This is a genomic window from Streptomyces sp. NBC_00988 (assembly GCF_045162645.1).
Taxonomy (GTDB): Bacteria; Actinomycetota; Actinomycetes; order Streptomycetales; family Streptomycetaceae; genus Streptomyces.
The window spans coordinates 1,309,227-1,322,909 of record NZ_CP108730.1; the positions used below are offsets into that span (position 1 = coordinate 1,309,227).

11 protein-coding genes are annotated in these 13,683 nt (G+C 70.7%); 2 read left to right on the forward strand and 9 right to left on the reverse strand.

Annotation, left to right across the window (positions count from 1 at the left end):
* Window positions 1-672 precede the first annotated feature (672 nt).
* The gene (locus OG496_RS06155; protein ID WP_405976570.1) at window positions 673-2,394 is read left to right on the forward strand and encodes a sulfatase; all 1,722 of its coding nucleotides are present in this window, start codon (window positions 673-675) and stop codon (window positions 2,392-2,394) included.
* Here OG496_RS06155 and OG496_RS06160 read toward each other — a convergent pair.
* The 3 genes from OG496_RS06160 to OG496_RS06170 form a co-directional block, all read right to left on the reverse strand.
* Window positions 2,372-3,124 carry an alpha/beta fold hydrolase gene (locus OG496_RS06160; RefSeq protein WP_405969914.1) on the reverse strand — a complete coding sequence of 251 codons (753 nt, stop codon included), beginning with the start codon at window positions 3,122-3,124 and terminating at the stop codon, window positions 2,372-2,374. The genes OG496_RS06155 and OG496_RS06160 overlap by 23 nt on opposite strands.
* 37 nt (window positions 3,125-3,161) lie before the next feature.
* Entirely contained in the window at window positions 3,162-4,025 is an 864-nt protein-coding gene (locus OG496_RS06165) for an alpha/beta fold hydrolase (RefSeq protein ID WP_405969915.1), read from the reverse strand.
* Window positions 4,026-4,122: 97 nt separating this feature from the next.
* A complete protein-coding gene (locus OG496_RS06170; protein ID WP_405969916.1) occupies window positions 4,123-4,440 on the reverse strand; it encodes a hypothetical protein in 318 nt (105 codons plus the stop codon).
* A gap of 143 nt (window positions 4,441-4,583) precedes the next feature.
* Between OG496_RS06170 and paaK the strand changes: the two genes are divergently transcribed.
* The gene (paaK, locus tag OG496_RS06175; protein ID WP_405969917.1) at window positions 4,584-5,882 is read left to right on the forward strand and encodes a phenylacetate--CoA ligase PaaK; all 1,299 of its coding nucleotides are present in this window, start codon (window positions 4,584-4,586) and stop codon (window positions 5,880-5,882) included.
* Between the two features lie 68 nt (window positions 5,883-5,950).
* Here paaK and OG496_RS06180 read toward each other — a convergent pair whose 3' ends face one another.
* The 6 genes from OG496_RS06180 to OG496_RS06205 all read right to left on the reverse strand — a co-directional run bounded on the left by OG496_RS06180 (window position 5,951) and on the right by OG496_RS06205 (window position 13,169).
* Complete coding sequence (locus OG496_RS06180; protein ID WP_405969918.1) at window positions 5,951-6,310, reverse strand: amidohydrolase family protein; 360 nt, start codon at window positions 6,308-6,310, stop codon at window positions 5,951-5,953.
* Between the two features lie 100 nt (window positions 6,311-6,410).
* A complete protein-coding gene (locus OG496_RS06185) occupies window positions 6,411-7,907 on the reverse strand; it encodes an acyl-CoA synthetase (RefSeq protein WP_405969919.1) in 1,497 nt (498 codons plus the stop codon).
* 125 nt (window positions 7,908-8,032) lie between these two features.
* Entirely contained in the window at window positions 8,033-9,583 is a 1,551-nt protein-coding gene (locus OG496_RS06190) for an acyl-CoA synthetase (protein ID WP_405976571.1), read from the reverse strand.
* A gap of 56 nt (window positions 9,584-9,639) precedes the next feature.
* Window positions 9,640-10,749 (reverse strand): nitronate monooxygenase, encoded by a 1,110-nt coding sequence (locus tag OG496_RS06195; protein ID WP_405969920.1) that lies wholly within the window; start codon window positions 10,747-10,749, stop codon window positions 9,640-9,642.
* A 78-nt stretch (window positions 10,750-10,827) separates the two neighbouring features.
* Window positions 10,828-11,598, reverse strand: a complete 771-nt coding sequence (locus OG496_RS06200) for a class I SAM-dependent methyltransferase (protein WP_405969921.1) — start codon at window positions 11,596-11,598, stop codon at window positions 10,828-10,830.
* Window positions 11,598-13,169: a phytoene desaturase family protein gene (locus OG496_RS06205; RefSeq protein ID WP_405969922.1), complete on the reverse strand. Its 1,572-nt coding sequence runs from the start codon at window positions 13,167-13,169 to the stop codon at window positions 11,598-11,600. The genes OG496_RS06200 and OG496_RS06205 overlap by 1 nt, the downstream gene beginning before the upstream one ends.
* Between the last annotated feature and the right edge of the window lie 514 nt (window positions 13,170-13,683).

Sequence of the window (13,683 nt, forward strand, 5' to 3'; positions counted from 1 at the left end):
GTGCCGCTCTTCACTCGCTCTCACCCATTGGCGCAGCAGAAAGCCACCGGGGAGACCGACCCGACAGCGGCGACGGAGGCCGCCGCACCGCCCGAACCACAGGACCCACCCGAGCCACGCGGCTCAGCGGACGCGACCGAGACACGGGAATCGGCTGACGCGACCGGGTCGACGGATTCGGCTGAGGCGATCGACGCGAGTGAAACGGCCGACGCGACCGAGGCAGTTGACCCAGCCGACGCGGCTGACTCGGCTGACCTGGCCGACGCGACCGACGAGGCTGGCTCCGCCGACGCGGCCGGTTCGGCCGACGCTCCCGAGCCGGCCAGGTCCGCCGAACCTGCTGGATCCCCCGCATCCGCAGGGCCCGACGAGCCCGCTGAACCCGAGCAGTCTGCCGAGCACGCACGGGCCGCCAAGGACGCGGAGGCCGCCGAGCCCGGAGAGCCCACTGAACCCACACGATCCGCCGAGCCTGCTGGATCCGCCCAGTGCGCCGAGCCCGTAGAGCCCAGCGAGGTCGCAGAGCCCGCCGAGCACGCCGAGGCCGCCGCGCCTGCCAATCCCGGCGAGCCCGCTGAGTCCGCCGCGGCCAGCGAATCCTCAAGTTCCGCCGAATCCACGGAATCCGCAGACCCCACAGGGTCGGCCGAACCCGGCGAGACCGCGAAGATCGGCGCCTCAACAGACTCCGCCGCACCCGCCGAGACCACTGACCCCGCCGAACGTTCGTCCCAACTCCCCCTCCGCTCAGGCTGGTTCGGGTGGCGTCACCGTTACCCGCGCACCGCACGTGCCGTAGGGGTGGGCACGAGCGTGCTGGCCGGTGCGCTGCTGGTCGTCGCGCTGGTCGTGCCCGACCGGCTCGACCGGATGACGTTCCAGTCGTTCCTCCGGCTGCCCGTGGAGCTGATCGTCCTCGCGGTCGTGCTGCTGGCGCTGCCGTCGCGGGCCCGGCGGATCACCGCCGTGGTGCTGGGTGCGTTCGTCGGGCTGTCCACCGTCCTGAAGTGCCTCGACATGGGCTTCTACGAGACCCTGGCGCGGCCGTTCGACCTGGTCTTCGACTGGGTCCTGTTGAGCGACGCGGCGGACTGGATGAAGGACTCGTTCGGTCGCTCGGGCGAGGTGCTCGCGATCATCGGCGTGATCGTCCTGCTGGTCGCCGTGCTCGCGGGCAGCGCGCTCGCGATGGTGCGGCTGGCGGATGTGATGGCCAGGCACCGCCCCATGGCGGTACGCACCACACTTGTCCTCGGTGTCGTGTGGATCATGTGCTTCACCCTGAGCGTGCAGGTCGGCGGTGTCACCCTCGCGACCAAGGGCTACAGCCAGTTCCTCAGCAACCGTGTGAAGTACGTCCGTGAAGGCCTGGGCGACGCCGACGTCTTCAAGAAGCAGCTCACCGTCGACGCGTTCGCGAAGACCCCGCCCAACCAGCTGCTGACCGGACTGCGCGGCAAGGACGTGCTGTTCACCTTCATCGAGAGCTACGGCCGGGTCGCGCTCGACGACCCGACGATGGCACCGGAGATGGACAAGACGCTCACGGCGGGCGACGCCCGGCTGAAGGCGGCCGGCTTCTCGTCGCGCAGCGCGTGGCTCAGGTCGCCCGTGACCGGCGCGGGCAGCTGGCTCGCGCACTCGACGTTCCTGTCCGGCCTGTGGATCAAGAACCAGCAGCGGTACCGGACCGTGACGACGAGCACCCGCGCGACCCTCACCAGCTACTTCCAGAAGACCGGCGCCTGGCGCACGGTCGGCATCGTCCCCGGTGTGCGCAAGTCCTGGCCCGAGGGCAAGTACTTCGGCCTCGACAACATCTACGACTCCACGCATCTCGGCTACAACGGCCCGTACTTCAGCTGGACGCCGGTGCCGGACCAGTTCAGCCTGGAGTCCTTCGAGAAGTTGGAGTACGGCAAGAAGAACCGTGACCCGATCATGGCGGAGATCATCCTGGCCTCCAGCCACAACCCGTGGTCCCCGATCGCCCACACGATCCCCTGGAACCAGCTCGGCGACGGCACGATCTTCAACCAGATCAAGAAGGAGGGTACGAACCCGACGGAGGTCTGGAAGAGCGCGAAGCGGGTGCGGACCGAGTACCGCAAGGCCATCCAGTACTCCGTGGACAGCCTGACCCAGTGGGTCCAGCGCTACGGCAACAAGAACACCGTCCTCGTCTTCCTCGGCGACCACCAGCCCGTCCCGACGGTCACCGGTGGCACCGCCGACCGGGACGTGCCGATCACCATCGTCGCCCACGACCCGAAGGTGCTGGACAAGATCTCCAGCTGGGGCTGGACGGACGGCCTCAAGCCGGCCGACAGCGCACCGGTGCTGGGCATGGACAAGTTCCGGGACCGCTTCATGACGGCGTACGCGAAGTGACCTGCTCGCCCACCAGGAACGCCTCCACGGCGGCGAGGAACTCCTCCGGCCGGTTCTCGTGCACGAGATGTCCGGCGTCGACGGTCACCAGGCGCGCGTCGGGGATCCGTTCGGCGAGCGCGGCGACCCGGTCCTGAGGAACCCCGCTGGTGGGACCACCCGCAATCACCAGCGTGGGCATGGTGATCCGCCCCATGTGGTCCCACCACATGGGGTCGGGGTCGTTCGCTGTGGCGTCGGTGGCCTCGATCATGGCCCAGTCGAACGGCAGCTCCCCTGCGGGTCGTTCGGTGGGCTGCCGGGGCGGATCGAAGGCGATCGGCGCGGGCACGTCCTCCAGAACCAGCCGCCGTACGACGCCGGGCGCCTCCTGCGCGACCAGATACGCGACGATGCCGCCGAGGGAGTGCCCGATGACGTCGGCGCGTTCGATGCCGAGGGCGGTGAGGAGGGCGAGCATGTCGTCCCGCATCGCCTCGTAGGCGTACGCCTCCGCCGTGGCGCCCGGTTCGGTGCCGGGCCAGTCGCTGGTTCCGTGGCCACGCAGGTCGGGGGCGTACACGCGGTACGGGACGGGACCGTTGGCGAGCCGCTCGGCGATCGGCGTCCAGTCGGTGCCGTCGGTGCCCCGGCAGTGGAGCAGGAGGACGGGCGGCGCGTCTTCGGGGCCCCGGACACGGCAGGCGAGGGTGATGCCGTTCGCCTTGACGGCGCGGATCTCGGTGTCCATGCCGGGAACGTATCCGGTGGGCCGCCGAGTCATCCGCCTACTCTGCCGAGGGCAGAGCCCCGCCGCTCCCGTCGAGGAACGCGGTGACACGGCGCACGAACCACTCCGGGTCGTCGAGCCACGGGTAGTGCCCGGCGCCCGGCTGGACCGCCGACTCGGCGTTGCGGAAGACGTCGGAGGCGCGGTGGGCGAGATCGGGGCGGGGGCCGCCGTCCAGCTCGCCCGCGAGGACCAGGACGGGTGCGGGCAGGTCCGCGAGGGCGGCCCGGGTGGCGGGCGGGTCGAAGGCGCCCTCGGAGAAGTACAGGTCGGCGGCCTCGTCGTTGCACTGCTCGTCGGCGAGCGCAGAGTGTTTCTCGGCGGCGGCATCCCAACGGCCGTAGAAGAAGGGCTCGAAGACCGGGTCGAAGTCTGCCGTGCCCGCGAGCCACGCCTCGAACGCCGGGTACGCGGCCTCGAACCACGGCTCGCCCTTCCGTAGCCGTGCGGCGGCGAGCCGGCCCTCGGGCGTGGCCGGCATGTCGAGTGCCCACGGGGTGGCGGTGATGAGGGTGAGCCGTGCGACTCGCTCGGGGTACCGGGCCGCGTACAGCATCGCGAGGCTGCCGCCCGCCGAGTGGCCGAGCAGATCCATGTGGTCCAACCCCATGTGGGCGCGCAACACTTCCACATCGTCGACGAGTCGGTCGCAGCGGTACGACGTCCGGTCCGCCGGCACCGCGGAGTCGCCGGTGCCCCGGAGATCGAGCAGGATCAGCCGACGATGTGCGGCCAGTCCGCCGAGGTCGCCGAGGTACGTGGAGGCGCGCATGGGCCCTCCAGGCAGGACTACGAGCGGCTCGCCCTCGCCCCGGACGTGGTAGGCGAGTTCGGTGCCGTCGGTGGCGGTGAAGGTCGGCATGCGGCCGATCCTCACCGTCAACCGGGCCCCACCGCAAGGCAGTTCCTGACGATCCGCTCGGCTGAGGCGTCCGCGAGATCGGACGGCGGATGGGAGATCAGGTCCGAGGCCGCGGGATGCGCCACGTTCGTCGTGAAAAGCCGGAGGTAGTGCTCGGCGTCCGTGGCACGCGCGGACACGCCGGGCGTACGGCCTCCAAGGCGAACACCTCCCGCGTCCGCGCCCCGGCGGAGCCCAGGAAGTCCGCCGCCGAGCAGTCATGCCCCGTCGCCTCGGCGAAGGCGGCCACCGCTTCCTCGGCGGCCCCGCGGTCGGCGCCGTGGAAGAGGGTCTCGATCCGGTCGATCTCGCGGCTGAGTTCCTCAACTCGCGCCCTGGACACGGACGGTGGCAGGAGCTCCGGACGAAGATCCACGTGCCCATTCTGCCGGGCGACACGTCGAGAAAGTGGGGGCAGACCTCTTGCCCCGGTGGGTGGCTGGCTGGATTACTGATCCCACACACGTCGACCGAATGATCGGTCGCCCGAAATGGCACGATTGACGAAAGGGTGCACCGATGGCGGACGCGGCGGAGCTGCTCGACTCGGGGGAACGGCTCGACCAACACGCGCTCAGGACACTGCAGTTGGAGCGGCTACGGGCCTCCCTCCGGCACGCCTACGCGAACGTGCCCTTCTACCGTCGGTCCTTCGACTCGGCCGGAATCCACCCGGACGACTGCCGCGCACTCTCCGACCTCGCCCTTTTCCCGTTCACCACCAAGCTGGACCTGCGCGACAACTACCCGTACGGAATGTTCGCCGTCCCTGAGGACCGTATCCGCCGCATCCACGCGTCGAGCGGCACCACCGGCCGCCCCACAGTGGTCGGCTACACAGAGGACGACCTTTCCATGTGGGCGGACGTGGTGGCCCGTTCCATCCACGCCGCGGGCGGACGACCCGGCGACAAGGTGCATGTGGCCTACGGCTATGGGCTGTTCACCGGTGGTCTGGGCGCTCACTATGGTGCCGAACGACTGGGCTGTACGGTCATCCCCGCGTCCGGCGGTATGACGGCCCGCCAGGTGCAGATCATCCAGGACTTCAAGCCCGAGATCATCATGGTCACCCCGTCCTACATGCTCACGCTCCTCGACGAGTTCGAGCGGCAAGGGGTCGATCCGCGCGGGACCTCTCTGCGGGTCGGCATCTTCGGGGCGGAGCCCTGGACCGAGCAGATGCGGCTGGAGATCGAGGAGCGGTTCGCGATCGACGCGGTCGACATCTACGGGCTGTCGGAGGTGATCGGTCCGGGTGTCGCGCAGGAGTGTGTGGAGACCAAGGACGGGCTGCACATCTGGGAGGACCACTTCTTCCCGGAGGTCGTCGACCCCATCTCCGGTGAAGTCCTGCCCGAGGGTGAGAAGGGCGAGTTGGTGTTCACCTCGCTCACCAAGGAGGCCATGCCGGTGATCCGTTACCGCACCCGGGACCTGACCCGTCTCCTCCCCGGCACCGCCCGACCCGCTTTCCGGCGCATGGAGAAGGTCACCGGCCGCAGTGACGACATGGTGATCCTGCGCGGGGTGAATCTCTTCCCCACCCAGATCGAGGAGATCGTCCTGCGCACCCCGGGCGTCGCACCCCACTTCCAGCTCCGACTCACCCGTGAGGGCCGCCTCGACGCCCTCACCGTACGGGCCGAGGCCCGCCCCGGCGCCGACCCCGAAACCCGGGACGCGGCGGCCCGCGCCATCACCACGGCCGTCAAGGACGGCATCGGCGTCTCCGTCGCGGTCGAGATCGTGGAACCGGAGTCGTTGGAACGCAGCGTGGGCAAGATCCGGCGCATCGTGGACCTGCGGACACCCTGAGGCGGCTCCCCCGGCCGAAGGTTCCGTCGTCGACTCCCCCAGCCCAAGTCCCCGCCCGACAGGCGCAGTTACCCCAACCCCAGCAGTTCCGCCAGATTCCCGCCCAGCACCCGGTCACGCACCTCGCCCGGAGACGTGACCCGTTCCACCGTCGTGCGCGCGACGACCGGGTCTCCGTAGGGAGCGTCCGAGCCGAAGAACGTGCGGGTGGGGAGTTCGTGGATGGCGAGGCGGACGGCGAAGACGATGTTCGCGGTGGAGAGTTCGAGGTGGAGGTTGGGGGTGGCGCGGGCCAGTTCGATGGCCAACATCCATTGGGCTCCGGCCAGTTGGCTGATCGCCAGCGGCACCTTCGGGTAGCGGCCGGCCAGATCGGCGAGCGTGCGCACGTCTGCCGCGGTCGTGGGCGCGGCACCGTGGACGACCACGGGCAGGCCGGTGTGGTCGTGGCCCGCACGGCCCCGGCACCCGCCGCCCCGGGCTCGGCTCCCAGGTGAGGACGCTCAGGCTCCCGGGTGGTGAGAACGGTCAGTCCCCCAACCGCTCCCGCAACTCCCGCTTGAGGATCTTCCCACTGGCGTTGCGCGGCAGTTCGTCCACGAACACGACCCGCTTCGGTGCCTTGAAGTGGGCGAGCTTCTCCCGGGCGTGGTCGATGAGTTGGGCCTCGGTGACCTCGCCACGCGGGACGACGACCGCCGTGACGGCTTCGATCCAGCGGTCGTCGGGGAGGCCGATCACCGCGACCTCGGCGACACCCTCGTGGGTGTAGAGGACGTCCTCGACCTGGCGTGAAGCGACCAGTACGCCACCGGAGTTGATGACGTCCTTCACCCGGTCGACGACGGTGAAGAAGCCCTGGGCATCCCGTACCGCGAGGTCACCGGAGTGGAACCAGCCGTCGCGGAAGGCGGCTGCGGTCTCCTCGGGCTTGCCCCAGTAGCCCTCGCACAACTGCGGTGAGCGGTAGACGATTTCACCCGAGGTGCCGTCGGGAACGTCTTTGCCGTCCTCGTCGACCACGCGCGCGTCCACGAACAGGACCGGACGGCCGCAGGAGTCCAGTCGGCCCTTGTGCTCGTCGGGGCCCAGGACGGTGGCCAGCGGGCCGATCTCGCTCTGTCCGAAGCAGTTGTAGAAGGCCAGCTTGGGCAGCCGCTCGCGCAGCCGCTCCAGGACGGGCACCGGCATGATCGACGCGCCGTAGTACGCCTTGCGCAGCCCGCTCAGGTCACGGGTCGCGAAGTCGGGCCGGTTCGCGAGGCCGATCCACACCGTGGGCGGGGCGAACAGGCTGTCCACACGCCCGGCCTCGATCAGGTCGAAGAGCCGGTCCCCGTCCGGCGCATCGAGGATGACGTTCGTCGCCCCGACCGCCAGATACGGCAGCAGGAACACGTGCATCTGCGCCGAGTGGTACAGCGGCAGCGAGTGCACCGGCCGGTCCCCCGCGCTCAGGTCCAGCGCGGTGATGGCGCTCAAGTACTCGTGCACCAGGGCCCGGTGGGTCATCATCGCGCCCTTGGGCAGCGCGGTCGTGCCCGAGGTGTAGAGCAACTGCACCAGGTCGTCGGTGCGCGGCTCGGGCCCGTCGTACGGCGCCGCGGTCGCCAGCCGCTCCAGCAGCGAGCCGTCCGCGTCCCGCAGCGGCAACGTCCGTACGTCGTCTGGGAGTTGACCGGTGAGGTCCGGGTCGGTGAGCACCAGCGTGCTGCCGGACTGGCCGACGATGTACGCGAGGTCGTCGCCGGTGAGGTTCTGGTTGACCGGCACGTGCACGAGGCCCGTGCGGGCGCAGGCGAGGAAGCCGATCAGATAGGCGTCCGAGTTGTGGCCGTAGGAGCCGACCCGGTCGCCCGGCGCGAGGCCCTGGTCGAGGAGCACGCTCGCCGCGCGGGAGACGGCGTCGTCGAGTTCCTCGTACGTCCAGGAGCGCTCGCCGTAGTCCACCGCCACGCGTGCGGGAGTGCGCCGGGCACTGCGTCGCAGTACCCCGTCAACCGTGCTGCCGTGTCCGGGCGTCATGACACATGATCCTCGGGCCGCCACCCGGGCAGGTCAAGCGGGCCGGTCGGGGTGGTCCCGCTCCACATAGATCGAGACCACATGGGTCCGGACCACACCCTCCCCGCTCCAAGTGTCTGCGGCACTCACACAGGCCGCGTCCGCCCCTCCCAGTACGGATCCCGCAGCCGCCGCTTGTACAGCTTGCCGTTGGGGTCGCGGGGCATCTCGGTGATGAAGTCGATGCTCTTGGGCCGTTTGTAGCCGGCGAGTTGCTCGGCGCAGTGGTCGAGGAGGGCGGTGGCGAGGGCCGGTCCTGGCTCGTGGCCGGGGGACGGTTCGACGACGGCCTTGACCTCCTCGCCCCACTCGTCGTGCGGGATGCCGAAGGCCGCGGCGTCGGCGACGGCGGGATGGGCGAGGAGCGCGGACTCGATCTCGGCCGGGTAGATGTTGACGCCACCCGAGATGATCATGTCGATCTTGCGGTCGCGGAGAAAGAGGTAACCGTCCTCGTCGAGGATGCCGAGGTCGCCGACGGTGAAGAAGTCGCCGATGCGGTTCTTCTTCGTCTTGGCCTCGTCCTTGTGATAGGCGAAGCCGCCGGTGCTCATCTTCATGTACACGGTGCCGAGTTCACCGGGCGGGAGCCGCTTGCCGTCGTCGTCGAAGACCGCGAGTTCGCTGATGGGCCAGGCCTTGCCGACCGTGCCGGGCTTCTTCAGCCAGTCCTCGGCGGTCGCGAAGGCACCGCCGCCCTCGCTGGCCGCGTAGTACTCCTCCACACACTGGCCCCACCAGTCGATCATCGCCCGCTTCACATGGTCGGGGCACGGGGCGGCGCCGTGGATGGCGTGCCGCATGGACGAGACGTCGTAGCGCGCCCGTATGTCCTCCGGGAGGGCGAGGAGGCGGTGGAACTGGGTGGGGACCATATGGGTGTGGGTGCATTTCTCGCGGTCGATGAGGCGGAGCATCTCCTCCGGGGTCCACTTGTCCATGAGGACCAGGCGGTGCCCTATGTGCAGGCTCGCGCCCGCGAACTGGAGGACGGCCGTGTGGTAGAGCGGTGAGCAGACCAGGTGGACGTTGTCGTCGAACGGCTTGATGCCGAAGATGCCGAGGAACCCGCCGAGGTACGCCGACTCGGGGGGCCTGCCCGGCAGGGGGCGGCGGATGCCGCGGGGGCGGCCGGTGGTGCCCGAGGTGTAGTTCATGACCCAGCCGAGCGTGCGGTCCGTGGGCGCCGACTCCGGTTGTCCGTCGAGGAGTTCGGCGTACGGCCGGAAGCCCTCGACCGTGCCGACCGCGTACCGGTGGGTTGCCGGGAGGCCGGCCTCGTCGGCGGCCTGGCGGGCGGGCTCGGCGAACCGCTCGTGCGCGATGAGCACCTTGGCGCCGGAGTCGGCGACGATCCAGGCGATCTCCGGTGCGACGAAGTGGTGGTTGACGGGGACGAGGTAGAACCCGGCCTGGGTGGCGGCCAGATGGGCCGTGAAGAACTCGACGCCGTTGGGCAGCACTACCGCGAAGGCGTCGCCGCGTTCGAGTCCGGCGGCGCGCAGACCGTGGACGAGCTGGTTGGCGGCGGCGTGCAGCCGGCCCGCCGTCCACACCTCGCCGTCGGGCGCGACGAGGACCTCACGGTCGGGATCCTGAGCCGCCTGGGCCCAGAAGCCGGCGGGAGGTGTGCTCACACCCTGTGTGGCCGCCCCACGTGTGGTCCCGCCCTGTGTGGTCTCACCCTGGGTGCTCACTGGCCGCTCCTTCCGGCGATGCGGTTGATGCGGTCGACGGCGTGCTCGAAGCCGCGGGTGAGGTCGTCGAAGACGGCCTGGACACTGCGTTCGCTGTTCATGCGGCCGACGATCTGGCCGACGGGGGTGCCGAGCAGGGGGTCGATCTCGTACTTCTGGATGCGTGAGACGGCCTCGGCGACCAGCAGTCCCTGGAGGGGCATGGGGAGGGTACCCGGGCCGTCCGTGTCGTCCCAGGCGTCGGTCCACTCGGTGCGCAGTTGGCGGGCCGGTTTCCCGGTCAGGGCACGGGAGCGGACGGTGTCGCCGGACCCGGCGGCGAGCAGTTTGCGGGTCAGGGCGGGCGAGTGCATGTCGGCTTCTGTGGTGGTCAGCCATATGGAGCCGAGCCACACACCTTGGGCGCCGAGACTGAGCGCGGCGGCCACCTGCTGTCCGCTGCCGATGCCGCCCGCGGCGAGGACCGGCAGCGGGTCGACGGCGTCGACGACCTCGGGCGTGAGCACCATGGAGGCGATCTCGCCGGTGTGGCCGCCCGCCTCGTAGCCCTGGGCCACGACGATGTCGATGCCGCCCTCCGCGTGCTTGCGGGCGTGCCGGGCGCTGCCCGCGAGCGCGGCGACGAGCACGTTGTGGTCATGGGCGCGGGCGACGACGTCGGCGGGCGGGGAGCCCAGCGCGTTGGCGAGCAGCTTGATCGGGTAGTCGAAGGCGACGTCGAGCTGGTTGCGGGCGACCTGTTCCATCCATCCGGTGATGCGCCAGCCGGACACCTCGCCCTCGGCGAGTTCGGGCACGCCGTACTTGGCCAGGGTCTCGGTGACGAACTGCCGGTGCCCTTCCGGGATCATCGCCTCGACCTCGGCCTCGGTGACGCCCTCGACCTTCTTCGCGGGCATGACGACGTCCAGGCCGTACGGCATCCCCTCGACGTGCGCCTCCAGCCAGTCGAGGTCGTGCTTGAGGTCGTCGGGGGCGGTGTAGCGGACCGCGCCGAGCACTCCGAATCCGCCGGCCCGGCTGATGGCCGCGGCGACGGCGGGGAACGGCGTGAAGCCGAAGATGGCGTGCTCGATTCCCAGTTTCTTGCTCAACTCCGTCTGCATGGGCGCAGAATGCCGCAGTCCTCCGGACGACGGAAGGCCTTTTCTGATGCTCCGTCAGATTTTCCTTGAGCCGCGGGTCTACCGAGCCCGCCGAGCCGTGAGCACCGGCTGGTAGAAGCCGCTGTCCCCCGGGTCGTGCCAACTCACCTCCGCGAAGCCCGCGTCGGCCACCTTGGCGCTCAACTCACCACGCGTCAAAGCCCAGTACGCGGTACGCCGTACCCGCACCTCCCAGGCACCGCCCTCCCCGGGCACGAGCTGGAAGTGCTCCAGGTCGTAGCGCTCGCCGTCCTCGTGCCAGTGCCACAACTGGAAGGTGATCACCCGGCCTTGGGCGGTCGTCGACACCTGCGGGGGTGCGGACGGGGGACGGGCGGCGCGGATCCCGTCGTAGTCCCGGATGCTCAGCACAAGGAGCCCGTCGTCGCGGAGGACCCGGCGCATGCCGACCAGGGCTGTGCGCACATCGTCTGCGGCGAGCAGATGCGGCAGCGAGTTGTCGGCACAGACCACGACGTCGAAGGCGGCTGCCCGGAACGGCAGCGCCCGCATGTCCGCCGCGGTCACCGGAAGGCGGACGCCCCGGGCCTCGGCCTCGACGGCGGCCCGCGCGACAGCGGCCGGGCTCAGATCGCTCCCGGTCACCCGGTGTCCGACCCGGGCCAGCCCGATCGCCTGTGTGCCGATCCCACATGAACAGTCCAGCACCTGGTGTGGCCCCGCACCCAACCGAGCTCGGACGACGCCGTCCAGCGCCGCCGCCTGGCGGGTCATGCTCGCGTCCCAGTCCGGGAAGATCAGGTGGTAGTCGGCGGCGAGCGCGTCGTAGAAGTCCCGGACGGAGGACATCACTCCCCCGCCCCCAGCACCGCCATCGCCGCGTTGTGCCCCGGCACCCCGCTCACTCCGCCACCCCGCACCGCGCCCGCCCCGCACAGCAGGACGTTCGCGTGCCGGGTCTCGACTCCCCAACGGCCGGTGTCGTCCTGGGCGTAGGGCCAGGTCAGTTCGCGGTGGAAGATGTTACCTCCGGGGAGTCTGAGGTCGCGTTCCAGGTCGAGCGGGGTCTTCGCCTCGATGCAGGGACGGCCGTCCGCGTCGGTGGCCAGGCAGTCCGCGAGGGGTTCGGCGAGGTGGTGGTCCAGCTGGGCCAGCGTCGACTTCAACAGCTCGTCGCGTACGGCGTCGTTGTCCCGTTCGAACAGCCGCGCCGGTGTGTGCAGACCGAAGAGGGTCAGGGTCTGGTAGCCGTCCTCGACGAGGTCCCGCCCGAGGATGCTCGGGTCGGTGAGCGAGTGGCAGTAGATCTCCGAGGGGGGCGCGGCGGGCAGCGAACCGGACGCGGCCTGGGCGTGTGCGGCGGCCAGTTGGTCGTAGCCCTCGGCGATGTGGAAGGTGCCGGCGAACGCCTCGCGCGGGTCGACCGAGGTGTCGCGGAGCCTGGGCAGCCGCTTGAGCAGCATGTTGACCTTGAGCTGGGCGCCCTCGGCGGGCGCGGGCGGCGCGTCGCCGGTGAGGGCGGCCAGTTGCTGCGGCGAGGCGCCGACCAGGACGTGCCGGGCGGCCACGGTCCCCTCCCCCTCGGCCGTGCGGTAGGTGATCTCGGCGGCACGTCCGTCCGTGTCGATCCGTACGGCCTCGTGCCCGGTGGCGAGTACGGCGCCGGCCTCGCGCGCGGTGGTGGCGAGGGCGTCGGTCAGGGCGCCCATGCCGCCGACGGGGACGTCCCAGGCGCCGGTTCCGCCGCCGATGACGTGGTAGAGGAAGCAGCGGTTCTGGGCGAGGGTGGGGTCGTGGGCGTCGGCGAAGGTGCCGATGAGGGCGTCGGTGAGGACGACGCCCCGGACCAGGTCGTCCGTGAAGTTCTCCTCGATCGCGACGCCGATCGGCTCCTCGAAGAGCATCCGCCAGGCGTCCTCGTCGTCCACGCGGCGGCGCAGTTCGTCGCGGGTGGGCAGCGGTTCGGTGAGCGTGGGGAAGACCCGTTGCGCGAGGCGGCCGGTCATGCCGTGGAGCCGCTGCCAGGCCGCGTACTCGCGGTCGCCGCCGGTCAGCCGGGCGAAGGCGTCCCGGGTGCGGCGCTCGCCACCGCCGACGAGGAGTCCGGTGGGACGCCCGTCGCGTTCGACGGGGGTGTACGACGAGATGGTGCGGCCGCGGATACGGAAGTCGAGGCCGAGGTCCCGCACGATCTTCTTGGGCAGCAGGCTGACCAGGTACGAGTACCGGGACAGCCGCGCGTCGACCCCGGCGAACGGGCGCGTCGACACGGCCGCGCCGCCGGTGCCGTCGAGGCGTTCCAGGACGAGCACGGAGCGCCCGGCCCGGGCCAGGTAGGCGGCGGCGACCAGTCCGTTGTGGCCGCCACCGACGATGACGGCGTCGTACGTCCGGTGTCCGGGTCCCTCGTGTGCAGGCATGGTTCTTCGTAACACGAGGTGATCTAGGTCGGCCAGGGGTGGGCGGCGGGCGGTTCCCGGTGACCGTGGGCGGATGTGGACAGGGTCGGGGGCAGGTGTGAGCGGGCTCGGGCTTGCGGGTGTCCGCGCCCACCGCCGGAGGGGCGGGGTATTGGGCGCTGCCGGGCGGATGCGAACCGGGCGGAGGCAGGCGCAGCGGTTCCTTCCACGGGCGGACGGGGACCGCGGCCGTCCGCGAACACGGCTGGAGGGAGGCGGGCGGTACCGGGCGCCTGCGAGCGGACGCGGACTGGGCCGACGGCAGACGCGGCCGTCCCCTCTGCGGACGGACGAGGGGCGCAGCCGTCCGCAGACAGGACCGAAGACAGACACAGGCGTCCCATCCGCAGGCGGACGGTGGCGCAGCCGTCCGCGAACACGGCCGAAGGGAGGCAGGCGGTACCGGGCGCCTGCGGGCGGACGCAGACAGGGCCGACGGCAGACGTGGCCGTTCCGGACGGCGGACGGGGTTGTC